Genomic DNA, 26215 nt, shown 5'->3' with positions numbered 1-26215 from the left:
CAGCTCTTTTAAATTTAAAGGAGCTGTTTTGGAGCATCTATGACTGAATCAAGTAAACCTCAAGCACAATATCTTAAAGACTACAAAGCCCCAGACTTTTTAATTGACCACACTGAGCTAACATTTGACTTACAGCCATTAACAACGAAGGTAAGTTCCTTATTAACACTTACACGAGTAGGTGATAACAAAGCACCCTTAGTGCTTGATGGTATTGATTTACGCCTGCTCTCTTTATCAATTGATACTGTTGCTATAACGGATTATGAAATTATTGGCGAGCAACTAATAATTAATAATCTACCGGATAGTTGCCAATTAAGTATTGTCACCGAGATATCACCTGAGACTAATACTTCACTAGAAGGTTTATATTTATCAGGTGGTGCGTATTGCACGCAATGTGAGGCGCAGGGGTTTAGAAAAATAACCTATTACATGGATCGCCCCGATGTTTTATCTACATTTGATGTGACCGTAATTGCAGATACAAAATTTTCTCAGCTCCTATCTAATGGTAATCAAGTAGACAGTGGTGAAACTCAAGATGGGCGTCATTTTGCTAAATGGCAAGACCCGTTTAAAAAGCCAAGTTATTTGTTTGCTTTGGTTGCAGGTGATTTTGATGTATTAAAAGACAGCTATATTACTCAAAGCGGTAAAAATGTTGAACTTGCTCTATTTGTAGATAAAGGTAATTTATCTAAAACACCACATGCTATTGCCTCACTTAAAAAAGCAATGCAGTGGGATGAAGCGCGTTTTAATTTAGAATATGACCTAGATATTTATATGATTGTAGCCGTTGATTTTTTCAACATGGGTGCAATGGAAAATAAAGGTTTAAACATATTTAATAGTAAATGTGTTTTAGCCAACCAAGAAACAGCGACAGATAAAGACTATCATACGATTGAATCTATAGTAGGGCATGAGTATTTCCATAACTGGACAGGTAATCGGGTAACGTGCAGAGATTGGTTTCAGTTATCGCTTAAAGAAGGTTTAACTGTATTTAGGGATCAAGAGTTTAGTAGTGACTTAGGCTCTCGTGCGCTTAATCGAATTGACGCTGTAAAAGTAATGCGCACACACCAGTTTAGCGAAGATGCTGGCCCTATGGCTCATCCTATTCGTCCAGAAAAAGTTATTGAAATGAATAACTTTTACACGGTTACTGTGTACGATAAAGGCGCCGAAGTAATCCGAATGATGCATACATTATTAGGCGAGCCAAACTTTCAAAAAGGTATGGCACTCTATTTTGAGCGCCATGACGGACAAGCTGTTACTTGTGATGATTTTGTAAGTGCAATGAACGACGCATCAGGCGTTAACTTAGATCAGTTTAAACGTTGGTATAGTCAAGCAGGTACATCTCGTTTAAATGCAATTCAAAATTTTGATCTGGATTCAAATACATACAGTTTAACAATTGAACAATTTGCACCGCTGAACCAGCAAAGTAATGCACCTTTGCACATTCCATTTGCAATTGAACTGTTAGATGTAAATGGACAAAGTATTGAGCTTGAGTACCAAGGCGAAAAAGTTAACCACGTTCTAAATGTAACTCAACCATCACAGACATTTCACTTTGATAATATGACTGCTAAACCTGTTGCAGTATTACTTGAAGACTTTTCTGCTCCATGTATTTTAAACCAAGAGACAGATGAACATGAGCTACTTCATATTATGCGTTTCGCACGCAGTGACTTTTCTCGTTGGGATGCACAGCAGCAGCTATTTATTAAAGCAATGAAAGCGAATCTAAACAGTGTTGAAAGTGTTGGGCTTAGTGATGAGATAATTAATGCGCTTCGTGGATTAGTTAATGAAAAACAGGGCGATCTAGCGCTTATTGCAGAGCTATTAAAATTACCAAGTTTTGATACGTTGGCTGCTGAATTTGAAGTAATTCCAGTAGATGAAATAGTCAATATTGCTGAGCAATTTGAAAGGCAAATAGCGGATGAGTTAACTAACGAGTTTATAACGTGTTTTGAATCGTTAATCGATGATGGCAGTGTAAATGCAAGCGCCGTTGCAATTCGGTCTTTAAAGCAGCTATGCCTTCATTACCTTGCTAAAACTAATGACCCGCACACTGCTGATTTTATTAAACATGCTGCAAGCTCAAAAAATATGACGAATGTTTTAGGTGCACTAAGTGCCGCTGTTAACGCGTCACATGAGGTATGTGAAGAATTGTTAAACTACTTTGATAGTCAATGGCGTCACGATGTATTAGTAATGGATAAATGGTTTGCTTTGCAAGCGATGCAAACTGGTGACAATGCAATTGATAATATTAAGGCGCTTTACGAACATCCGTGTTTTGATTTTTCAAACCCCAATCGTGTACGAGCACTTGTAGGTAGCTTTAGCCATTTCAATACGTCTCAGTTTCATCGCCTTAATGGTAAAGGTTACGCGCTCTTAGGTGATTTACTCATTAAATTAAATGCTATAAACCCTCAAAATGCATCTCGTATGCTAACGCCGTTTATGTCGTGGAAGCGATACGATAATACACGTTCAAAAGCAATGAGACTGCAACTAGAACGTTTAGCTAATTTAGATGGGTTAAGCGCCGATTTATTTGAAAAGGTTGAAAAAGCACTTAAGTAAATGATCGAATATTATTTTAATTTAAGATTGAGCTACAGCGAATGCATGGATTACTACCATGGTCGTTTTAGCTCATTGCAGGTTGTCGAAGATGGCGGGAAAACAGTGCGTTTTTCTGCTAATCACTTAAGGCCATTTATTACTAGCTTAGGTATAAGAGGGCGTTTCAGAATGTTATTAACCCTTGAAAATAAATTTATTCGTATTGAACGAGTGGCTTAGTACGCTGTTTTTATGTTATAAAATCATAAAATATTGTCTTTTTGTTAATTTCAATTTGTTCTATTGTTAAATTACGTGTATAAATTATCTGGTACGACGTCTTACCAATACGTAAACGTCAACCAGAATGAAAATATATAACAGATTGAATGCGACTATTTGTAATTTATCCATTTCGCTTCTATCGTTACGATTACACTAAAAACAATAACTTGATCACACAAAATGACCCGCGACAGGGGGGAACCAAAAATGATAAGAAGATCGCTTTTTGTTAAAAATAAAATCGCTATAGGTTTAGCAGTCGCTAGCCTTGGTTTATCAACAGCTAATGTACAAGCTGCAACATTTGAAGCCGGAGGGTTTGATATTACCTTCGATTCAACCTTTTCATATGGGCAAAGTGTCCGTGTAGAAGACCGAGACTTTAGCTTAATTGGTAAAAGTAATAACCCCGCGTTTAACTGGGCAGGTTACAATCCTGCGTTAAGTAATACCGTTTATTCATCTCAAGATGTGTGGGCTCAACCAGGCTCTTACTCAAATAATGGTGACGCGGGTAATTTGAATTTCGATAGTGGTGATTCATTTTCTAAATTATTAAAAGGTACACACGACCTTTCAATAAATAAAGACAACTACGGTTTGTTTACACGTTTTATGTATTTTTATGATTTTGCCTTAATGGATGGCAATCATGCATATGCTAATCCTACATCAGGTCAAGGTGTTGACCCATGTGACGATAAAGATACTAAAGCACAAAGCTGCGCCGACATTCGTTTATTAGATGCGTTTGTTTGGGCTGATTTTGATTTAAATGACGGTAACAACCCATTATCAGTGCGTTTAGGTCAGCAAGTTGTCAACTGGGGCGAAAGTACGCTTATATCTCATGGTATTAATGTAAACCCTGTAGATATAGATCGTTTAAAAGCACCTGGTGCTGAGCTTAAAGAGGCATTCATTCCGGTGGGCATGTTATGGGCTTCATTGGGTATAACAGACAATATTACGCTTGAAGGTTTTTATCAGTATCAATGGCAAGAAACGCGTTTGCCTGCAGCAGGTACGTACTTTTCTACTAATGACTTTGCGGCAGAAAATGGTTATCAGCAAAATGTTCAGTTAGGTTTTACATCTAACCCTGATATTGATGTTGCATTTTTAACTGATAGTCTAAACAACCTAACATCTGACTTTGCTTTAGCGGCAGCTGCACAGGGGATTGATCCATCTAGTGCTGAAGGCAGTGCTTTACTTGCTCAAATGTACCTTGCTTACCCCACTAAAGTTGCACTTAAAGGTAAAGGCGGTAACGGTAAAACAGAACCTGAAGATGGCGGCCAATACGGTTTACGTTTAGGTGTATTTTTGCCTGAATTTAATGATACTGAAATTGCACTGTATCATGTGAATTATCATAGTCGTCGTCCGCTTATATCTGGTCGTGTATCAAACTTTACTCAAGCAGCTATTGCACAAGATTTAGCAATGATTATGACAACAGAAATTACGTCTGATAATGTTGCTGATTTAACTGCTTTCTCTAAAGCGGAAAACGATTACCCTGAAGATATCAAATTATACGGTTTAAGTTTTAATACCACGATAGGCGAAACAGCCTTTGCCGGTGAATTTGCTTTTCGTCAAGATGAACCACTGCAAATTGATGACGTAGAATTACTCTACACAGCAATGCCTGAACAGTTAGCTGTTGCGGGTATTCGTCCTGATTTTGCGGGTATTTCGCAAATGAGTTTTGGTGATGCTATAAGCTCAGTTGGCCCAGGTGAAGTTGCCCAAGGTTATATTGAACGTGATACATCACAGATTCAGTTCACTGCGACCCATTTATTTGGCCCTTCGTTAGGTGCTGATAGCTGGGCTGTTGTTGGTGAAGTGGGCGCTGTAAAAATTCACAATATGCCTGAATACGATGAAATGCGCTTAAATGTATCTGGCACTGGCCGAAGTGGAACAATTACGGGTCCAGGTACTACCGATTATTCAACGCTACAGCTTGGTTTATCAAATGGTGCTGAAGAAAAGTCTTTTGCAACCGCTTCTTCTTGGGGTTACCGCTTAATTGCTAAAGGTGATTATTTTAATCTCTACAATGGTATTAACTTTTCACCACGTTTTGTTTTCTCTCATGACGTAAATGGTAATACACCAGATCCTATGTTCTTGTTTATTGAAGACCGTAAATCTTTAGGTGCTACCATGAACTTTAATTACCAAAATGCATGGTCACTTGATGTGAGCTATAACTCCTTTTGGGGCGGCGGTGGTGTTAATACATTCTCAGACCGCGATTACGTTTCTTTCAATTTAAAATATTCTATTTAGGGGTAACATTACTATGATTAAAAAACCTACCCTCATTGCTACTGCTTTTTGTAGCTTGTTTGCAAGCAGCGCGGCATTAGCCAAATTAAGTGCTGATGAAGTTGCTCACTTAGGCCAAGATTTAACGCCAATGGGTGCAGAAAAATCAGCCAATGCTGATGGTTCTATTCCTGCATGGAATAACGGGATTACATCTGCGCCAGCAGGTTATGAACCTGGTATGCATCATCTTGACCCGTTTTCAACAGATAAAGTGCTTTTCACTATTGATAAAAGTAATATTGAAAAATACAAAGCAAATTTAAGCCCCGGGCAAATTGCTTTATTTGAAGCGTATCCAGACACGTTCAAAATGCCAGTATACGAAACACGTCGTTCTGCTTCGTATCCTCAATTTGTTTATGATGCAACGAAAAAGTTTGCAGCAACGGCAGAGCTAGTTGAAGGTGGTAACGGGATTAAAAATACTGCAATTGGTATCCCTTTCCCTATCCCTAAAACTGGTTTAGAGGCAATTTGGAATCACTTATTGCGCTATCGTGGCCAATCTATTGAGCGTTTTGGTGGACAAGCTGCACCAACCGCATCAGGTTCTTACAATTATGTTGGCTTTGATGAGCAATTATTAGTTAAATATTCAGACCCAAGCGCAACACCAGCTGAGCTACAAGACTCAAACATTTTGTTTAAGTTTAAACAAAAAGTAACAGAGCCTGCTCGTTTAGCGGGTACAGCGTTATTAGTTCATGAAACGATGGACCAAATATTAACACCACGCCAAGCTTGGACGTATAACTCAGGTCAACGACGTGTTCGTCGCGCACCTAACGTGGCATATGATGCACCAGGTACTGCAGCGGATAGCTTACGTACTACCGATGACTTTGATATGTTTAATGGCTCGCCTAATCGTTACAATTGGACGTTAAAAGGTAAGCAAGAATTATATGTGCCGTATAATAGCTATAAGCTACATAGTGACAAACTTGAATATGATGACATTTTAAAACCAGGTCATATTAATCCAGAACATACACGTTACGAAAAGCACCGTGTATGGGTTGTTGAAGCTAACTTGAAAGATGATACACGCCATATTTATAAAAAACGTGTATTTTACATTGATGAAGATAGCTGGCAGGTACAGGTCACTGATATTTATGATAACCGCGACCAACTTTATCGTGTAGCAATGGCTTATGGCCTTAACTATTACGAAGTACCTACACAGTGGAGTACGCTTGAGGTTTACCATGATTTGAACTCTCGTCGTTATTTAGCAATTGGTTTAGATAACCAAGAAAAAATGTACGATTTTTCACAGTCATTTAACGATAACGAATTTACTTCAAGTGCTTTACGTCGCGCAGGTAGATAGTATTAAACTAGGCACTTAACAATATGTTAAGTGCCTTTTCCTTTCTCATCGCGTTTGTCTTACAGCGCGCAACGCACTCCCTAGTAAAAAGACAAACAACTCTCTCGTACAAGGCGATTAAAATTTATGAAGTATTTGGTATATGCCAGCCTGATAATAAGCGGTGCGAGTGTTGCACAAGAAGCCCCTAACTATGCAATCAGTGCAACAAATGCAGCTAAAACCTTACTCACCGATATAACTAACACGGGTAATGGCTTAATTGCTGTTGGTAAACACGGTACTGTTATTAAAAGTACATCGGGTGATTCATGGCAACAAGCTGAGCTAGTTCCAACTCAAGTGCTCTTAACTGCCGTTGATTTTAGTAACGAAAATAATGGATGGGCGTGTGGCCACGATGCAACAATCATAAATACTACTGACGGTGGTCTTAATTGGCAATTACAACAAGTAAAACCTGAATTAGATAAACCGTGTTTAGATATTTTATTTGAAAACGATTTACAAGGCTTTGCCGTTGGCGCATATGGTATGTTTTACCACACCACAGATGGTGGAAAGCATTGGCAAAAGCGTTTTTTAGACTCTTTGTTATTTAGTGATGATCGCGATTATTTAAATGATTTAAAAGAAAATGATCCTGAAGGTTATGAGGCTGAAACAGCTTCAATTTTACCGCATTTTAATCGTATAGAAAAAACGACTAACGGATTAATAATCGTTGGTGAAATGGGGTTAATGGCCAGAAGTTCTGACAATGGTGTTACTTGGGAGCGTTTAGACGAAATTTACCCTGGTTCCTTTTTTGCGTTTAATTCAGATGAACAACAAGAAGTTGTTGCAGGTCTACGCGGTAACGTATTTACGAAACAACGAGGGGAGCAAGAGTGGCAGCATTTAGAAAATGTAAAAGCTGCAACCGTTAACAGCATCATTAATTATAACAATGAACAATGGTTAATGCTGGCCAACAGTGGAGTTATTTTTCATTTACAAGATGGGTTACTTACTCACGAGCAACTCGCTGATGGTAAAGCAATACTTGATGGTGTGATTATAAATAATAACCTAATCATGGCTACAGAAGATGGCATTAAAGTGAAGGAGTTGACCCCTTAATGCATAAGATTTTAGATTTAATAGAAAAAGCGATTTTTAGACATCGCTTAATCATGCTTATAAGCTTTGCACTCATAACGTGCTTACTTGTATTTAAAGCAACGCAAATTCAACTTGATGCATCGTTTAATAAAAATATCCCGTTAAACCACGATTATATGAAAGTGTATACCAAGCATGAAAAGCAGTTTGGTGGTGCAAACAGTATTCTTATTTCAGTCTGTGACGACAGTGGTAATATATTTAATCCAGAATTTTTTACTCAGCTAAAAGCGGTTCATGATCAGCTTTATTTTATACCTGGAGTAAACCGTCCATTAGTAAATTCTATATTCTCCCCCAGCGCTCGTTTTGTTGAAGTAGTCGAGGATGGTTTTGCAGGTGGTCCAATTATTCCGGCAAACTTTAAAGCAGATACGCGTGGTTTAGGTGTAGTAAAGGAAAACATTGAAAAAGCAAAAGTTGTAGGGCGTATGATTGCCAGCGATTATTCGTGCGCGATGGTAACGGCTCAACTTTTAGAAACAGATCCTCAAACACAACAAAAATTAGACACATTAGCTTTTGCACAAAAGCTAGAAAGTGATTTAAGAGAGCCTTTAAGTACAGACAAAGTAAGTATTCATATTATTGGCTTTGCAAAAATGGCTGGTGATATAGCTGAAGGCGCAAAAGGGGTAGTCGTATTTTTTGCCATTGCTATCGCCTTTACCTTTATTATGGTTTGGCTGTTTTGTGGTAGTTTAAAGTTAACGATCTTACCTATTGCGTGTTCCATCATTGCTGTTATTTGGCAGCTAGGTTTACTTTCGAGTTTAGGCTTTGGCCTTGATCCTATGTCTATTTTGGTGCCATTTTTAGTCTTCGCTATTGGCGTAAGTCATGGTGTGCAGATGATCAATGCAATAGGCAAAAAAGTAGGTGAAGGGAAAAGTACTAGGATTTGCTGTCAATCAAGTTTTAGAACGTTACTTATTCCAGGTGGTATTGCACTTTTATCAGACACTGTTGGCTTTTTAACATTATTGACCATTGATATTGGTATTATCCGTGAGCTGGCAATAACAGCCAGTTTAGGTGTTGCGGTTATTATATTTACTAATTTAATTTTATTGCCTGTTTGGGCTTCTTACATGAAATTTGAAGGCAGTGTGCATATTCAATCAGGTGATGCGGATAAACCAAATCTGCTTGATGCGATTCGTGACATACTCGTTAAAGCAACCGATCCTAAAATTGCTAAAATGATTATAGGCTTTACTTTGGTGTTATTTGCTTTGGGCTATTGGCAAGCAGATAAAATGCGCATAGGTGATTTACATGCCGGAGCACCTTCCCTTCATCAAGACGCTCGCTATAATCAAGATACTTTCTTAATATCAGATAAATATACAATTTCATCTGACATTTTAAAGGTCATTGTTGAGGCCTATCCTGCAGCGTGTACTGAACATGATGTTATGGAGCGTATTAGTCGCTTTCAATATAAAGTTGAAAATGTAGTCGGCGTGCAATCAGTTGTTAGTTTGAGTTCCGTTGCGCAGTCAGTTAATGCAGGCTATAACGAAGGTAACCTTAAGTGGCAAAGTCTTCCACGAAATTCTGCTAGTTTAGTGCAATCCACTTCAAGAGTAGAAACGAGTACGGGTTTACTCAATGGTGATTGTTCTGTTATGCCTGTTATTATCTTTTTAGATGATCACAAAGCACAAACGATTGACCGCGTAATTGAAAACGTTAAACAGTTTTCAATAGAAGAGGGCACTGATAAATTAGCCTTTAAATTAGCGTCAGGGCCGGTTGGGGTAATGGCTGCAACAAATGAGTCAGTATCTGAAGCACAAATACCAATGATGATATACGTTTATGGTGCAGTAATTATTTTATGTTTATTAAGTTTCAGAAGCGTAAAAGCAACGATTGCTGTGGTATTACCACTTTATATTGTATCAACACTTGCTCAAGCACTTATGGTTCAACTAGAAATAGGCTTAACGGTTTCTACATTGCCGGTGATTGCTTTAGGAGTCGGTATTGGTGTTGATTATGGCATCTATATCCTGTCATCAATGATGGGGCAGCTTAAACAAAACGTGCCACTGAGTGTTGCTTATCGCAATGCATTGGTTGAACGTGGTAGTGCCGTGTTATTTACGGGTATTACGCTTGCAATTGGTGTTAGCACATGGATTTTCTCTGATTTGAAATTTCAAGTAGACATGGGAATACTGCTTACCTTTATGTTTTTAGTAAATATGTTAGGTGCAGTACTGTTATTACCTGCGATTGGAAGCTTACTCTGGACTGACCAGAAGAAATAAAGTGAATAATTTTGCTCCTTAATGGCCAGTAATGGCCATTTATATCTATAATTTGTGAATAGATGACCAAATAGCTGAAAAGCTTAAAATGTTTTCATCGAAAAGGCTGTTTATTAGCTGTAAAAGGGTTAGAATTTAACTGACTCCACGCTAATAAATGGCTGTACAAATATTCTGCCACTAGGCAGTAATAGATTAAGGAACATACAATGACACGAAATGAAGGCCAAGCCTCGGTTATCCTAGATAATGTTTGTAAGCTGATCCAAAAAAAAGTTCACGCTGATAATGTGTTACTCGTTGAAAAATTCGCCAAAGCCTTGTACAGCAACATGTCTAAAGAGGATTTGGCTAATCGTAACGATAGTGACTTATATGGCGCTGCACTAAGCCTTTGGAATTCGCTAGAAAAGAATACAACTGATAATGCTGTTATCCGCGTTTTCAATCCCGAAGTGGCTAAAGATGGCTGGCAGTCATCGCATACAATTGTTGAAATTATTGCTAAAGATATGCCTTTTTTAGTAGATTCAGTGCGTATGGCCATGACTCGTGAAAATATCGCCTCTCACTTATTACTTCATAGCCCACTTAAAATTCAACGTGACAAAAACACGAAAATATCGGGTTTATCTAATTTAAAAGCAGAGCAAGAATCGACGTCGACTAAAACGGTTTTCTTTATTGAAATTGATCGTCAAACAGATTCTTCTGTAATTGAGTCTTTCAAAAAAGAATTAGAATCAGTACTCGTTGATGTATCCGTTGCAGTTGAAGATTGGCAGCCTATTCGTAAAAAATTAATTGCGGTCACCAAAGAGCTACCTAAGCGTCGCCACAATAAAAATGAAAACGAAGTTGCCGAAACGGTAGAGTTTTTAGATTGGTTAGTTAAAGATAATTTCACACTAATGGGCTATCGCGAATATGAATTAAGCCCTGTGCAAGGTGATTACCAATTAAAAGGTAAAATGGACACTAGCCTTGGCTTGATGAAAAATTCAACTGAAGAACACACACGATTATTATCAGAATTACCAGAAGTAGCACGCCAAGAAGCGCGTAGCAGTAATTTATTAATTTTAACAAAAACCAATTCACTTTCTCGTGTACATCGCCCCGCTTATATTGACTATGTTGGTATAAAGCGTTTTGACGATGAAGGGAATGTAATTGGCGAAGACCGTTTTATTGGGTTGTTTTCTTCAAGTTTTTATAATAATAGCGCTGCGGATGTCCCTGTATTAAAGAGTAAGATTAACCGCATCATGGAGATATGTGATTTTGCTAAAGGCACACACGCTTACAAAGCGGTTTTAAATATTTTAGAAACCTATCCCCGCGACGAGCTAGTTCAAGCGCGTGAAAACGAACTACTTGAAGTTGCCATGGGGGTTTTACAAGTACAAGAGCGTGACATGTGTCGCTTATTCGTTCGTAAAGATGCTTACGGCCGATTTTTCTCATGTATGGTTTATGTTCCTCGAGAACGTTACAACACAGCGCTTCGTCGTGAAACGCAAGATATTTTAGGCAACGCATTTAATTCTGACAACAAAGTCGAATTTACTACTTACTTTTCTGAGTCAACACTGGCGCGTACCCATTACACTGTTCGTGTGACCGATAACAATATTGAATATAACGTGAAAGACATCGAAAATAATTTAATAGAAGCTGCGCGTACTTGGGAAGACAAGTTGCAGTCTGCGCTTTTAGAATCAGCTGGTGAAGCACGCGGTAACGATTTAAACCGTAAATACTGTAATGCGTTTGCACGTTCATATAAGGATGAAGTGCTTCCCAGTGCCGCAGTTGTAGATATTGAAAAACTAGAATTATTGACCGACGAAAATAAACTAGAAATGTTGTTTTATCGTCCACAAGAAGAAGCTAATAGCAATATTGTACGATTAAGCTTATTCCATAAAGATGAGCCAATTCATTTATCTGATGTTATGCCAATGCTTGAAAACTTTGGTCTACGTGTTGTTGGCGAAACGCCATATTCAGTTAAAACCAGTGATGGTCGTATTAATTGGATCATGGATTTTTCTATGCTAATAGACAGCAAAGGAATGGCTGACTTTGATAAAATTTCAGCACGTTTTCGCGCTGCATTAACAAATGTTTGGGGCAACCGTCTAGAAAACGATGGTTTTAACCGTTTAGTTTTAATGGGTGGCCTAGCAGGTCGTGAAGCTTCTATTTTACGTGCTTATGCTAAATATATGCGTCAAATTGGTGTTACGTTCTCGCAAACGTATATTGAAAGTACTTTTGCTAATTACCCAAATATTGCTGCGCAAATAGTTAATTTGTTCGCTAAAAAGTTCTCAATTAAAGCCCCGGCTAGTGCTAAAACACTTGAGAAATTAATAGTACAAATTTACCTAGAACTTGAAAATGTTGCCAACCTTGATGATGACCGAATTATACGTTTATACGTTGATATGATTGTTGCAACGCTTCGTACTAATTATTATCAAAAAGATGCACAAGGTCAGTTTAAATCTTATGTCTCATTTAAGATTCAACCTAGTCTAATTCCTGATGTACCATTGCCACTTCCTGCATTTGAGATTTTTGTTTACTCCCCACGTGTTGAAGGCGTGCATTTACGTTATGGTAAGGTGGCTCGTGGTGGACTTCGTTGGTCTGATCGTCGTGAAGATTTCCGTACAGAAGTCCTTGGTCTGGTAAAAGCGCAACAAGTTAAAAATACAGTAATTGTACCTGTTGGCTCTAAAGGTGGTTTTGTATGTAAACAGCTACCGACTGAACGCGAAGCGTTTATAAAAGAAGGCCAAGAATGTTATAAAATATTTATTCGCGGCTTATTAGATATTACAGATAACATTGAACGTGGTGAAATAGTGCCAGCTCGAGATGTTGTTCGTCATGACGAAGATGATGCTTACTTAGTAGTTGCGGCTGATAAAGGGACAGCCACCTTCTCAGACATTGCAAATGGTATTGCGAATGAATATAACTTCTGGCTAGGTGATGCGTTTGCTTCAGGTGGTTCTGTTGGTTATGACCACAAGAAAATGGGTATCACTGCTAAAGGTGCATGGGAATCAGTTAAGCGTCATTTCCGTGAAATGGATATCGATTGTCAAACTACCGACTTTACAGTGGTCGCCATAGGCGATATGGCAGGGGATGTGTTTGGTAATGGTATGTTGTTGTCTAAACATATTCGTTTACAAGTTGCATTTAATCATATGCACATTTTTATTGATCCTAACCCAGATGCAGCGACATCTTACCCAGAGCGCGAACGTCTATTTAATATGCCGCGCTCATCTTGGGAAGATTATAACAAAGACCTTATTTCTGCAGGTGGAGGTATTTTTTCTCGCGCGGCTAAATCAATAACATTAAGCCCTGAAATGAAAAAAATGCTTGGCACTAAAAAAGCAAGTATGACACCAAACGAATTAATGAAAGCATCATTAATGATGAACTTCGATTTACTGTGGAATGGCGGTATCGGAACGTACATTAAAAACTCTAAAGAAACTGATGCAGATGTTGGAGATCGTGCAAACGATGCACTTCGCATTAATGGTAATGAGTTGGGTGCAAAAATTATAGGTGAGGGCGGTAACTTAGGCGCAACTCAACTTGGCCGTATAGAGTTTGCAGCAAAAGGCGGGCGTGTCAACACTGACTTTATCGATAACGTAGGGGGCGTTGCGTGTTCTGATAACGAAGTTAATATTAAAATTTTACTTAATGGCTTAGTTGCGGAAGGTGATTTAACCCGCAAACAACGCGATGAACTACTTTATTCAATGACTGATGAAGTCTCTGAATTAGTGCTTAAAGATTGTTATCGTCAAACGCATACGATTTCAATTACGCAATCGAAGGGCACCTCTACTCTTAAAGAAAAAATACGTTTTATTCATGCACTTGAAAAAGACGGCAAGCTAAACCGTGCTATCGAGTTCATTCCTAGTGATGAAGAATTGGCAGAACGTGCAGCCGCAGGTAAAGACTTAACTCGCCCTGAGCTTTCAGTGCTCGTGTCTTACGCTAAAATGGTATTAAAAGAGTCTTTAGTAAGTGATGAAATTACTGAAAACCCATATTACCGCCAGCTGCTCGTCAAATCGTTTCCACGGCCATTACGTGAGAAGTTTAACGATGCGATGAACAACCATCCACTACGTAAAGAAATTATTGCAACTAAACTTGCTAACAATATCGTTAATGATATGGGTTTAAACTTCATGGTACGTATGCATGAAGAAACTGGCGCAAGCGAAGCTGAAATAGCTATGTGTTATTCAATTGCCAGTGAAATTTTTGAAATGCGCGATACATGGTCTTCTATAAGCGCATTAGATAATAAGATTCCAGCAGCTGTACAAACTGAGATGCTTTACCAACTTCGTCGTACTGTGCGTCGTACTACACGTTGGTTCTTACGTCATCGTAATAAGGCGCAAACGATTGAGCAAGGAATTGAGTACTTTGCACCAACATTCAAAGATTTAAGTGAAAACTTAAATACTTATATTGTTGAAAAAGAAAATGATCGCATAGTACAAGAAGCTAATAAGCTAATTGAAAGTGGTGTACCGGAAGCTATCGCTAAGCGAATTGTGGCATTATCAAGTTTGTTCTCGGTAATGGACTTAGCGGAAATTGCGAATAGTTCGGGCCGAGGTATCTCAATGGTATCTAATACGTACTTTAAACTTGGTGCGCGAATGGGGCTGCATTGGTTCTTAGATCAAATTACCCATCAACCGGTTGCAAACCATTGGCAAGCGCTTGCTCGTTCTTCTTACCGTGAAGAGCTAGATTGGCAACAACGTACGTTAGCTGAAGTAGTATTAAATAGCTTTGAAGCTGATGAAAAAGATGTTGATAGTCAAATAGATGAATGGATGGATAACCAAGAGTTATTATTACTTCGTTGGAAACAGATGTTGGCTGAATTTAAAACTTCACAAAGTCATGATTTTGCTAAGTTCTCTGTAGCACTTCGTGAATTAATGTTATTGAGCCATAATTGTAATACTTCAGGAAAATAATTTAGCCTTTCATTTGTTTTTATTCCACAAAAAATAAATGAATTGATTATTTTGTTATACAATACCTCAGCCTTGTCTGAGGTATTTTTTTGTCTGTATTTTAATAGAGGATTATATTCATGTTTTACGATTTAGCTCGCCGTTTTATGTTTACCCGTGATGCGGAGTGGGCGCATGAGTTTGCTCTAAGTAACTTACGTCGCTTCGCTAACACACCGTTAAGTGCCGCTTGGTCGCAAAGTATTGCAGACAAACCAGTTAATTTTTTAGGCCTTGAATTCAAAAATCCAGTTGGGCTTGCTGCAGGGCTTGATAAAAATGCTGAATGTATAGATGCATTTAGCCAAATGGGCTTTGGTTTTATCGAAGTCGGTACGGTTACACCGCGCCCTCAAGTGGGTAATGATAAACCTCGTATTTTTAGGTTGCCAGAGTCAAATGCAATTATTAATCGCATGGGGTTTAATAATAAAGGCGTTGATAACTTAATCGCTAACGTAAAAGCGGCAAAGTACAGTGGGATACTCGGTATCAATATTGGTAAAAATAAAGATACACCTAATGAGCAAGGTAAAGATGACTACATTCACTGTATGCGTAAAGTATTTGAGCATGCCTCATACATTACGGTAAATATTTCATCACCAAATACCCCTGGACTTCGTGATTTACAATATGGTGCTGCGCTTGATGATTTACTGCAAAGCCTTAAAAGCGAGCAACTTGATCTAGCAGCTAAACACAATAAGCAAGTTCCGATGCTGATAAAAATTGCGCCGGATCTGGATCAAATACAAATAGAGCAAGTAAGTGAGTCACTTTTAAATAATAAAATTGATGGTGTGATTGCAACTAACACTACGCTTGAACGAGCTGCAGTTATGGGGCAGCAATATGCAGAAGAGGCCGGCGGTTTGTCAGGTCACCCTGTTAGAATGCGCTCTACAGAGGTCGTAAGCCAATTAAAGCGCTTAACACAAGGTAAGTTGCCAATCATCGGAGTAGGCGGTATTGACGATGCTACATCTGCAAAAGAAAAGTTAGATGCAGGCGCAAATTTAGTTCAAGTTTATACTGGGTTCATCTACAAAGGTCCACAATTGGTAAAGACGATCGTTAACGGCTTATAAGGATCAGTTATCTAAGCTTTTGATCGTTCGATAAATGTTCTAAGCAAGCATTTTAAAAATGGTCAGAAGCCGTTATACTCTAAGCAACGTCTAATTATTTTAATAAACCCAAGGAGGAGTAAATGTTACAAGCATCAAAGCAATGGCAGTGGATTGCTTGTCCTGATAAAAACCGTTTATTACTTGATTTAAATGACGATATGCAATTATGTACGCCTTATAAGTTAAGACAGTTAACGGATTCTGTTTTTAAGAATCCACGCTTTAGCCTCGAAGATGCGGCATTTTACGAGCAAGTTTATAATTACCTTGATGGATTTGAATTGTGGACTGCGGCTCAAGTTTGTCAAATATCGCTAAATGCGACCGCTGTTAAGTATCACTTAAAGCCCGTTTTAGCAAAAAGTTGGTTTTTTGAAGAATACACCGGGACAGAGCCAAGCGTAGAGGCAATAGTAAAATTAACATCTAAAGCGCAATCGGGTGATTTCTTAATTGTAGAGCACTGCTCTGATGCATCTATTTGTTTGAATCTAAGTGAAACATTTAAATTGGACGAAAACTTATCTTTAGCACAATTTGAAGTAATCCGTATTTTGAATAATCGAGTCCACCCCATCCTAAATCAGCAATACCAAAGTCAAACCGCCTAAGGTCTGCTGATCTTTGCGGATTGAAATTTGTTCAAACTAGGGGCTATTTAATCGCGGCGCGAGATTTGTAACCTAGTGGGCTCGGTAACTGCTCCTTCGTTACCATACTGGCTTACATCCATGTAAGAATAAGTAAAACCGAGCAAAGCTTCCGCGTCCTGCTCACGCCCCTTACCTACACCCACTTAGGCAACAAAGAGTAAATAGCCCCTAGGAAGAACCGTTTGGGCAGCGCCTGTTTGGCTTTAATGCTACGTTATCGCCCATTTATGGGGAATGACTACACTGCATAGGCTCTGCCTTGCCTAAATACCAAACAGACTGCTGCAAATTTAACCTTGAAAGTTCAACAGACCCTCATCAAATTTAAGTTTTTAAGCGTGTCTTTATGGCGTGTATGTCACTCAACCTATGTTATAATCCTGCGCAATTAGCTATTAAGGGTTATTACTTTGCAATTTATCGCACTTACTTCTATCGGAATCGAAAATTTATTGGTTGATGAATTAACAGAGCTTGGCGCAACTGTGTCTAAGCAAACTGTTGGTTCTGTTCGTTTTGAGGCTGACTCATTACTGGCGCAAAAGGTTTGTTTATCAAGTCGTTTTGCAACGCGTGTGCTTATGCTTATTGAAGAAAAAGAAGGCGTAGATGACAAAAATAGCCTGTATAATTTTGCGCGATCGCAACCTTGGCAAGAGTGGTTTGGACCTACTCAAACATTCGCTGTCGACTTCAACGGTACCAATGACTCATTAAAAAACACACAATTTTCTGGTCTTGTAATAAAAGATGCGATTGTTGATTATTTTAATGATTTATACGAGCAGCGTCCCAACGTTGATAAGCAAGACGCTAACGTACGTGTTGTTGCACGACTAAATCGTTACGGCGTTTCTATGTATATTGACTATTCTGGCCCTCGTTTGTCTGAACGTGGTTACCGTCAAGGCCAAGGTAAAGCGCCAATTAAAGAGCACCTAGCTGCTGCACTAATTAAGCGAAGTGGTTGGCTTGATAATGTAAAACAGCCTTTATTCGATCCATGTTGTGGTGCGGGTACTATTTTAATCGAAGCGGCCGGCATGGCACGAAACGAAGCGCCGGGATTATTCCGTGAAGGCTTTGCTTTTGAACGTTTACCCAGTTTTAGAGCCGCTAAGTTTAAAGAACTTAAAGAAGAGTTACTTGCTAACATTACCGACCCTAAATTGTGGTTAATTGGCCACGATTACGATGAACAAGTTTTAAGTAAAGCGATTGATAATGCCAAACGGGCTGAGCTTGATGATGTTATTAAGTTTAAGCAAAGTGATGCCACTAAGCTTACAGCCGTTGCTAAGTTACCTGGTGTGGTAATTTCAAACTTACCTTATGGTGAGCGTATTGGTTCTATGGCTGAGCTTGTTGATTTACACCGTAATTTAGGTGTTGGCTTTAAAAAGCACTTTAATCATTGGAAACTTGCCTTACTGGGTATGGACGAGAGCTTATTTAAACTTTTAAAACTTGTGCGTCTTAAGCGTTATAAGTTTAAAAATGGCCCACTTGATGTTGAACTCAACTTATATCAATTAGATGATAAGCAAGTAAGTTTGACCACCGATGATAAAAAAGCGCTTAATTTTGAAGGCTCTACGTCATTCGCAAATAGATTGAAAAAGAATAAGCAAGGCTTAAAAAACTGGCTTAAACAAAATAAAGTAGACGCTTATCGTGTTTATGAAGCGGATATCCCTGAGTACAATGTTGCTGTAGATATTTACGGTGATTCAGCGGTTATTTTTGAATATGCAGCGCCTAAAGAAATTGATGAAAAAACATCAGAAAAACGCCTGCAAGACGTAATAACATTGACTTCGCAACAACTTGATATCTCGCCTGAAAATATTGCTGTAAAAGTGCGTAAAAAGCAAAAGGGTGAAGACCAGTATACGGCCATGTCTAAACAAAACCGAACTATGGTAGTTGAAGAGTTTGGTGCTAAGTTTAAAGTTAATTTATTTGACTACTTAGACACAGGTTTATTTTTAGATCACCGTTTAATGCGTCGTTATATTCAAGAAAATGCAAAAGATAAACGCTTTTTAAACTTGTTTGCATACACAGGTACTGCCTCTGTGCATGCTGCACTTGGTGGCGCTAAAGCAATTACAACAGTTGATTTATCTAAAACCTATTTAAAATGGGGCCAAGATAACTTCGATTTAAACAATATCAGTAATACACGTTACCGTTTTGAACAAGCAGATTGTTTAAAGTGGTTAGAGCATGCGACAGCACAATATGATTTGATATTTTTAGACCCTCCAACGTTCTCAAACTCAAAACGTATGAAAGACGCGTTTGATGTGCAAAGCGATCACATTAAATTATTAACGTGGGTTAAAAAGATTTTAAGTCCATCAGGTACTTTGATTTTCTCTAATAACAAACGTGGTTTTGTAATGGATGAAGTTGGCCTGATTGGTTTAGGTTTAAAAGCCGTTAATATCTCAGATAAAACACTATCACCAGACTTCAAACGTAATAAAAAAATCCATAATAGCTGGCTAATTACGCATGGCTAAATGGATTTTATATCATACTGATGGTTGCCACTTGTGCGAGCAAGCTGAGCAACTTATCACTGATGTACTAAATGACAACAGTGAGTTATTACTAATCGATATTATGACTGATGAGCAGCTTATTGCTGAGTATCAAATTACTATTCCTGTATTAAAAAGTGAAAAAGGCGAGAAATTATATTGGCCTTTTACTTTACACTCTGTGCGCGAATTTTTAGCACAAGCAGAATAAGAGCAAATAAGAACTATGGATTTAATTAGAATTTTAAAAGCACAACTTGCTTTTGGTACACATGCTTTGCTTAACAAAGCAGATGCGGTTATAGAAAGTGGCGAAAGAGTGTGTGTGGTTGGCCGAAATGGCGCGGGTAAATCAACGTTATTAAAAGTACTTGATGGCCAAGTTGTTTTAGATGATGGTGAAATAAATCAGCTTGGCGGAATACGAATTTCACGCTTAGAGCAAGATCCACCAAAAGGTGCAAGTGGAACAGTATTTGATTACGTTGCGCAAGGTATGCCAGAAATTGCTAACTTACTCATTGACTTTCATCATGTTAGTAACGAATTGCAAACACAGTGTACTGATAAGTTATTAAACAAGCTTGAACGTTTATCAAACCAACTTGAAGCCGCTGATGGCTGGCGCTTTGATAGCCGAATTCAATTAGTCTTAACACAATTAGAACTAACGCCAGAGGCTAAACTTGAGTCCCTTTCTGGTGGTTGGTTACGCAAAGTGGCACTTGCGCGTGCACTTGTAAGTGAGCCTGATTTATTGCTACTAGATGAGCCGACAAACCATTTAGACATGGCAAGTGTCATGTGGCTTGAACAGTTTTTAAAAGAATTTAAAGGCGGCATTGTATTTATATCACATGACCGTGCGTTTATTCGTGCTGTTGCTACGCGTATTTTAGATTTAGATCGCGGTAAACTTATTTCGTACCCAGGTGATTACGCGACTTATCTAGAGCAAAAAGCGCATGATTTAAAAGTAGAAGAAGCGCAAAATGCATTATTTGATAAGCGTTTAGCAGAAGAAGAAACGTGGATCCGCCAAGGTGTTAAAGCGCGTAGAACACGTAACGAAGGGCGTGTTAGAGAGTTAAAGCAGCTACGTAATGAGCGTAAACAACGTGTTGATCAAGTTGGTAAAACTGACTTTAATATTGAAACAGCAGACCGCTCTGGTAAATTAGTATTTGAAGCTCAGCACCTTTGCCATGCATTTAAAGACAAAGTTATTGCTGATGATTTTTCGACACTTGTTATGCGTGGTGACAGAATCGGCTTAGTAGGTCCAAATGGTATTGGTAAAACAACACTATTAAAACTAATGTTTGGTGATTTAGAACCAGATAGCGGTATAACTAAGCAAGGTGTTAATTTAGAATTTGCTTACTTTGATCAGTACCGTGAAAAACTTGACGAAGAAGCAACAGTTCAAGATAACGTTGCCGAAGGTAAACAAGAAGTGATGATGGGCGGTCGTTCACGTCATGTTTTAGGTTATTTGCAAGACTTTTTATTCCCGCCAGCACGCGCTCGTACACCGGTTAAAGCACTCTCTGGTGGTGAAAAAAATAGACTGCTATTAGCTAAACTGTTTTTAAAACCATCTAATATACTTGTTCTTGATGAGCCAACGAATGACTTGGATATTGAAACGTTAGAGTTACTCGAGGACATTATTAATCAATACCAAGGTACAGTGCTGATTGTAAGCCATGACCGAGAATTTATTGATAATACATGTTCTAGTGTATGGGCATTTGAAGGCAATGGTAAAGTAACAGATATCGTTGGTGGTTATAGCGACTATGAAGCCTATGTTAGTTACTTAGCTGAACAAGAAAAAAAAATTCAGCAACAACCAATAAAAAAAGTTGAAAAAGTAGTAACTCCAGCTGCCAAACCTGCAGCTAAGACAAATAAACTCTCTTACAAATTAAAACTTGAATTAGAGCAACTACCGAATAAAATGGAAAAACTAGAAGCTGAAATTGAAGCTCAACAAGCTGTAGTGAGTGACGCAGACTTTTTTAAACAAGAGAGTGATGTAACAACTAAAGCATTGAACCATTTAGCACAACTTGAGTCTGACCTTGAAGCTGCCCTTGAGCGCTGGGAAGAACTTGAAGAATTACAGAATCAGTAGTAAGGACTAAAATGAAATATAAATTACTCGCTGCCAGTATTTTAGCGACATTAAGCACTTCAGCAATAAGTGCGACATATCAATTAACTGAGTTAGGGTCTTCTGAAAACGCTAAACACTCTTACGTTACCGATGTTAGTGAAAGCGGCCATATTATTGGTGTCGCTAATGGTTTATATAATTTACCAATTGATACAAGCTATATAGATTTTTCAGAAAGTATTATCAAGAATAGTTACAGTAATACAGAAGATGCATTTGAGTTAAGCGATAAAGTAATTACCTTTACGCTTGATGATATCGAAAACAATGATGCTGTTGCGACTAACTCTGACGCTCATAGTTTTATGATTAGCTTTTTATCATCGATTTCTACAAATTTTGAGTATCAGAAAATAAGTTCATTAATAGGCGTTAATTTTAATGATTCTACTTTAACAGAGCAGCCTTTATTTGATATAGCTTCAGTTGATTACGATGGATTAACGCGCTCTACTACGAATTTGTATAATGCTGTTAGCGAAGATGGTGTTTCAGTTGGTTGGGGCAGTGCACCCTACGATAAAGTTTTATTCACTCCTGATGGAGATGACGAAGCTGAAACATGGTTCACTCATGAATTTATTGAACGAGGCATCGTAATTGGCGCAGATGGTTTACAAGTTCCGTTAATCCCTGAGTTTAATGAACATGGCGGTACAAGTCGTGCTAACGATATTATAAAGACAAACAGCGGATACACGGTTGTTGGAAATATATCAATAGATATTCCAGCGGATAGGTTAGAAAATATTGAAGATAGTTGTGATAATGAAGATGAACCTATATCAGTATGTGTTAATTTATTAAATTCTAATATATCACGAGGCTTATTTAATAAGCGTGCTGTAAAATGGGAACTTGATGAATCATTAAATATTACTTCTGTCGAAGAGCTTGGTTTAGCACTGACACCTGATGAAGGTGAAACTGAAGATGATGCATTTATAAGTACTGCACTTGCGGTTAATAGTAATGGTGTTGCTGTAGGTTCATCGCATACGCGATACTACAAAGATGATGACATTATATTAACCATGCCCGTTTATTATAAAGAGGGTGCGGTAGTTGATTTTATAAATCAAGAAGATGATTGGCAAGGCGGTAAAGCATTAGCAATAAGTAATAATGATGTTATTACGGGTTATGCTATTAAACGAATTGAAGGAACACTTCGAAATAAGTTTTTTTATCATGATATAGCAACAGGCAATACGGTATTTCCTACTGACTATTTTTCTAGTTCAAGTTCTTATGGTAATGATATAAATAGCCAAGGTTATATTGTTGGGGAAGGTGAGGTAGGTGTTTCAGATAGCTCACGTCGTAAAGAGGCATTTGTATATAAGATTGGCGAAGATAAAATAACCAACCTAAATGACTTATTACCATGCTATGAAACTGATGGTGAGACAAATTATGCTTATACAATGGCTGAAGCTAAAGTAATTAACGAAAATAATGAGATTTTTGGTGTAGCAACCAAAACAGTTGAAAAACGTGATTCGTTAGGTGGAATTGTTACTGATATTGAAGGCAATATTGAATTTGAAAGTGTCGCAGTTGCAGTAAAGTTAACTCCTATTGCTAATGGTGAAGTTGAAAACTGTGCACCTCCTGAAGCAGAAGTTTATGAACGTAACTCTGCGAGCTTTCCTTGGTTCACATTATTATTACTCCCCTTAGTTGGCATAAGACGTATATTCCGTTTTTAATTAACTAAAGTGATTCGCATAAAAAAATCCCAACTTCATTAAGTTGGGATTTTTTTCGTCTATAGTAATTAGAGCTTATAAATATTTGGTTATTTGTTGCGTGTTGCCCACGCTTTGACTACCGAACGTCGCCAAATAATATCTATACTAAAGTAAGCAATTATGCTCGCGATAGAGGCGCATACCAATGAGCCAATTAAAAAAGCGGGTCCAATGGTTTCTATACTTTCTAGAAACCAAGCCCAGCTAGGTTCAAAGGCAAAGTGTTGCTCTGGCTGGTTTAAAATTAATGTACCAACTAAATACGAACCGTAGAATATAGGGGGCATAGTTAATGGATTTGTAAGCCAAACTAAAGCAACCGAAATAGGTAAGTTAACTCTAAATACTATAGCTCCAGCTGCGGCTAAGACCATTTGAAAGGGAACAGGGATGAAAGCAAAAAATAGCCCAACAGCAAATGCTCCTCGAGCGGACCGTCTATTTAAGTGCCAAAGATTTGCATCTTGCAAAAGGTGCCCAAAAATTCTTAGATATTTATGATGTCTAATTTTATTTGGATCAGGTAAAAATCTTTGGATCGTTTTTTTAGCCATTTAAAGCAACCATTTACATCAGTGTGGATAAGTCTTGGGTTTGTAATTGGCTGTATCGCAACCGTATTTTATTATCAAACTCTCGAATTTATAATATTCACAATATCAGTCCTTATTGTGAGTTTGTATTTTAAGCCGTTTTTAAATGTATTGTTAGGCTTTATTTGCGCTATTTGTTGTGTATCACTGCATTATTATACTTTTTATAATTTTGAAAGCCCAAAACAGGATGAAAAGTATGCATATGCAGCTGATCTAATTGTCGAAGATATAATTTCAAATAAGCAACCTCAATACATAAGAGTAAAAATAATAGAATTTGATACTGCTCAATACGCATATTTTAGGGCACCGAGTGCAATGCTAAGTGTGAATTCTGAACAAATACTTTTTGTTGGTGATACTTTTAAAGCAACAATAGCTATAAAAAACTTTCGAAGTACTAAAAATTTTAATGTATTTGATAACGAGAGATATGCTTTTACACAACGAATATTTTTTAAAGGAAAAATACTCAATAAAGAACTTATTGTTGCGCGTAATAAAAAACACAACCACCTTATAAATTATAGGGAATATATAAAAAGGACTTACAGTAATACAAAACTTAGATGGCTATATTATGCACTATTAACGGGTGATAAGTCGTTAATGAGCTTTACAGATAAACAATTAATGCAATCATTGGGGTTGAGCCATTTACTGGCAATATCCGGATTACACATCGGGTTAATATTTGGTTTTTGCTATGTAATTACGCGATTTTTATTTAAACAAATAAAATACGCTGGTAAGCAGACTAAAAACCTGTCTGTTATTTATAGTCTAGTTGGCTTTATTGGATCGTTTATCTATGTATATTTGAGTGACTTTTTAGTTTCAGCTACACGCGCCTTAATCATGCTTGGGTGTTATTTAGCACTCTACTTTTTGGCAAAACAACCATTACGTTGGCGAAGTATTTTATATGCACTTGTTATTCTGCTTATAGTTAATCCTTTTAATGTATTAAACGCTGGGCTGTATTTCTCGTTTATTGCTGTGGTTATTATATTTCTAGTTGTTAAGCAAATACCGGTTTTTAATACATCATTTCTAAATAAGGTCGTTGCATTAACTGTCGTTCAAATTGCTTTATTTATTGGTTTATTACCAGTTTCATTATACTTCTTTAATGGCGTGAGCTTAGTTGGTTTAGTACTGAACTTAATTGCTATCCCATTACTTTCTTTAGTCGTTATGCCTTGTCTAATTATTATCACATTTATTAGCAGCTTACTTGATATAGGCATGATTATTAGTGTTTTTGATGAAGGCTTAAGTTATTTATTTGAATGGCTATTGAAAATACCTAGTTATATTCGTTGGTTAAATATAGGTAATATTGACGCTATTGTTGTTGTTTTTTCATACATTACTATTTCGATTTTTTATTTAGTACCATATAAATGGCTAGCAGGTGTCCCATTAAGTGTCATATTGTTTAACTACTTAATAGTGGATAAGCCAAAATGGCAATTACATGTTTTTGATGTAGGACATGGATTAATGGTGCTAATAGAAAAAGATAAACATGCACTAATTTATGATTTTGGGCCTAGTTATTTCAATCGTTTTAGTCGTACCCGTAGTATTTTACTGCCCTTTATTGAGTCAAACAATCTTACTGTATCAACAGCTATTTTAAGTCATGAAGATAACGATCATGCGGGCGGTGTAGATCATTTTATAAAAGCAGGCTACGAAACTCGTTTTACCACATTTCATCCTCATAACTTACAAGACACTTGCAAAGTAACCAAAATAGATATTTTTGGCCTTCAAATTGAAAGCTTTAAAACGTTAAACTTCAAAAATGAGAATGATGATTCATGCGTTATTCGTGTTGCTGATAAAACCCACAGTGTTTTATTAACGGGTGATATATCTAAACAACGAGAGTTGCAATTATTGCAAGAGAACTATTTTTTAAAAAGTACCGTTATGCTAAGCCCACATCATGGTAGCGATACATCGTCTAGTAATGAGTTTATAAGTGCTGTAAATCCTAAAATTGTTATTCATTCTAGTGCTTACAAAGGACAATGGCACTTCCCGAAGGAGGAGGTTGTTGATCGTTACGACAAAATAAATGCAACTCAATATGTGACAGGTCAACAAGGACAAATAAGTATTGAATTTTACAATGATAATGTTCGAGTAAAAGCGGCTCGAGAGGATGAAAGTTACTGGTTTATCAAAAATTGACGTTTTGTTTTAGTGTCCCTAAGG

General features: G+C 37.6%; 15 protein-coding genes. 14 read left to right on the top strand and 1 reads right to left on the bottom strand.

The features are described 5' to 3' along the window. The first annotated feature begins 39 nt into the window (after positions 1-39). The 13 genes from pepN to AOR04_RS09585 all read left to right on the top strand — a co-directional run bounded on the left by pepN (position 40) and on the right by AOR04_RS09585 (position 23348). Entirely contained in the window at positions 40-2634 is a 2595-nt protein-coding gene (gene pepN / locus AOR04_RS09645) for an aminopeptidase N (RefSeq protein WP_096793200.1), read from the top strand. Then, entirely contained in the window at positions 2635-2856 is a 222-nt protein-coding gene (locus tag AOR04_RS09640; protein ID WP_033014893.1) for a DUF2835 family protein, read from the top strand. It begins immediately after the preceding gene. 252 nt (positions 2857-3108) lie between these two features. Further along, entirely contained in the window at positions 3109-5208 is a 2100-nt protein-coding gene (locus AOR04_RS09635) for a DUF1302 domain-containing protein (RefSeq protein ID WP_096793199.1), read from the top strand. 13 nt (positions 5209-5221) lie between these two features. After that, positions 5222-6586, top strand: coding sequence for a DUF1329 domain-containing protein (locus AOR04_RS09630; RefSeq protein ID WP_007375728.1), 1365 nt, complete (start codon positions 5222-5224; stop codon positions 6584-6586). A gap of 126 nt (positions 6587-6712) precedes the next feature. Next, on the top strand, positions 6713-7708 hold the full coding sequence (locus AOR04_RS09625) for a WD40/YVTN/BNR-like repeat-containing protein (RefSeq protein WP_096793198.1): 996 nt from the start codon (positions 6713-6715) through the stop codon (positions 7706-7708). Beyond that, positions 7708-10029, top strand: coding sequence for an efflux RND transporter permease subunit (locus AOR04_RS09620; RefSeq protein WP_096793197.1), 2322 nt, complete (start codon positions 7708-7710; stop codon positions 10027-10029). Before AOR04_RS09625 ends, AOR04_RS09620 begins: the two co-directional genes overlap by 1 nt. A gap of 209 nt (positions 10030-10238) precedes the next feature. Further along, a complete protein-coding gene (locus tag AOR04_RS09615; RefSeq protein WP_096793196.1) occupies positions 10239-15080 on the top strand; it encodes an NAD-glutamate dehydrogenase in 4842 nt (1613 codons plus the stop codon). Between the two features lie 119 nt (positions 15081-15199). After that, the gene (pyrD, locus tag AOR04_RS09610; protein ID WP_096793195.1) at positions 15200-16210 is read left to right on the top strand and encodes a quinone-dependent dihydroorotate dehydrogenase; all 1011 of its coding nucleotides are present in this window, start codon (positions 15200-15202) and stop codon (positions 16208-16210) included. Between the two features lie 122 nt (positions 16211-16332). After that, positions 16333-16863 carry a cell division protein ZapC gene (locus AOR04_RS09605; RefSeq protein ID WP_007375733.1) on the top strand — a complete coding sequence of 177 codons (531 nt, stop codon included), beginning with the start codon at positions 16333-16335 and terminating at the stop codon, positions 16861-16863. A 452-nt stretch (positions 16864-17315) separates the two neighbouring features. Then, entirely contained in the window at positions 17316-19433 is a 2118-nt protein-coding gene (gene rlmKL / locus AOR04_RS09600; RefSeq protein WP_007375734.1) for a bifunctional 23S rRNA (guanine(2069)-N(7))-methyltransferase RlmK/23S rRNA (guanine(2445)-N(2))-methyltransferase RlmL, read from the top strand. After that, on the top strand, positions 19426-19665 hold the full coding sequence (locus AOR04_RS09595) for a glutaredoxin family protein (RefSeq protein WP_002961779.1): 240 nt from the start codon (positions 19426-19428) through the stop codon (positions 19663-19665). The genes rlmKL and AOR04_RS09595 overlap by 8 nt, the downstream gene beginning before the upstream one ends. Before the next feature lie 15 nt (positions 19666-19680). Continuing rightward, positions 19681-21594, top strand: a complete 1914-nt coding sequence (uup, locus tag AOR04_RS09590) for an ATP-binding cassette ATPase Uup (protein WP_096793194.1) — start codon at positions 19681-19683, stop codon at positions 21592-21594. Positions 21595-21605: 11 nt separating this feature from the next. Next, on the top strand, positions 21606-23348 hold the full coding sequence (locus AOR04_RS09585; RefSeq protein ID WP_096793193.1) for a DUF3466 family protein: 1743 nt from the start codon (positions 21606-21608) through the stop codon (positions 23346-23348). An 89-nt stretch (positions 23349-23437) separates the two neighbouring features. Here the strand turns inward: AOR04_RS09585 and AOR04_RS09580 are convergent, their stop codons facing one another. Next, the gene (locus AOR04_RS09580; RefSeq protein WP_033014898.1) at positions 23438-23944 is read right to left on the bottom strand and encodes a DUF2062 domain-containing protein; all 507 of its coding nucleotides are present in this window, start codon (positions 23942-23944) and stop codon (positions 23438-23440) included. On the opposite strand from AOR04_RS09580, the gene AOR04_RS09575 reads away from it, so the two are divergent. After that, positions 23924-26191, top strand: coding sequence for a DNA internalization-related competence protein ComEC/Rec2 (locus AOR04_RS09575; protein ID WP_096793192.1), 2268 nt, complete (start codon positions 23924-23926; stop codon positions 26189-26191). The genes AOR04_RS09580 and AOR04_RS09575 overlap by 21 nt on opposite strands. Positions 26192-26215: the final 24 nt, after the last annotated feature.

The sequence above is a fragment of the Pseudoalteromonas sp. 1_2015MBL_MicDiv genome (assembly GCF_002407505.1).
In the GTDB taxonomy this organism is placed as follows: domain Bacteria; phylum Pseudomonadota; class Gammaproteobacteria; order Enterobacterales; family Alteromonadaceae; genus Pseudoalteromonas; species Pseudoalteromonas fuliginea.
The sequence above is the reverse complement of the archived record's forward strand: the minus strand, read 5'-3'. Positions and strand labels throughout refer to the sequence as shown.

Excerpts from the sequence above, each read along its gene's own strand:
- AOR04_RS09615 (WP_096793196.1), top strand. The coding sequence starts at position 10,239 with ATGACACGAAATGAAGGCCAAGCCTCGGTTATCCTAGATAATGTTTGT.
- AOR04_RS09640 (WP_033014893.1), top strand. The coding sequence starts at position 2,635 with ATGATCGAATATTATTTTAATTTAAGATTGAGCTACAGCGAATGCATG.
- pyrD (WP_096793195.1), top strand. The coding sequence starts at position 15,200 with ATGTTTTACGATTTAGCTCGCCGTTTTATGTTTACCCGTGATGCGGAG.
- pepN (WP_096793200.1), top strand. The coding sequence starts at position 40 with ATGACTGAATCAAGTAAACCTCAAGCACAATATCTTAAAGACTACAAA.
- AOR04_RS09625 (WP_096793198.1), top strand. The coding sequence starts at position 6,713 with ATGAAGTATTTGGTATATGCCAGCCTGATAATAAGCGGTGCGAGTGTT.
- AOR04_RS09580 (WP_033014898.1), bottom strand. The coding sequence starts at position 23,944 with ATGGCTAAAAAAACGATCCAAAGATTTTTACCTGATCCAAATAAAATT.
- AOR04_RS09630 (WP_007375728.1), top strand. The coding sequence starts at position 5,222 with ATGATTAAAAAACCTACCCTCATTGCTACTGCTTTTTGTAGCTTGTTT.
- uup (WP_096793194.1), top strand. The coding sequence starts at position 19,681 with ATGGATTTAATTAGAATTTTAAAAGCACAACTTGCTTTTGGTACACAT.
- AOR04_RS09585 (WP_096793193.1), top strand. The coding sequence starts at position 21,606 with ATGAAATATAAATTACTCGCTGCCAGTATTTTAGCGACATTAAGCACT.
- AOR04_RS09635 (WP_096793199.1), top strand. The coding sequence starts at position 3,109 with ATGATAAGAAGATCGCTTTTTGTTAAAAATAAAATCGCTATAGGTTTA.
- AOR04_RS09595 (WP_002961779.1), top strand. The coding sequence starts at position 19,426 with ATGGCTAAATGGATTTTATATCATACTGATGGTTGCCACTTGTGCGAG.
- AOR04_RS09605 (WP_007375733.1), top strand. The coding sequence starts at position 16,333 with ATGTTACAAGCATCAAAGCAATGGCAGTGGATTGCTTGTCCTGATAAA.
- AOR04_RS09620 (WP_096793197.1), top strand. The coding sequence starts at position 7,708 with ATGCATAAGATTTTAGATTTAATAGAAAAAGCGATTTTTAGACATCGC.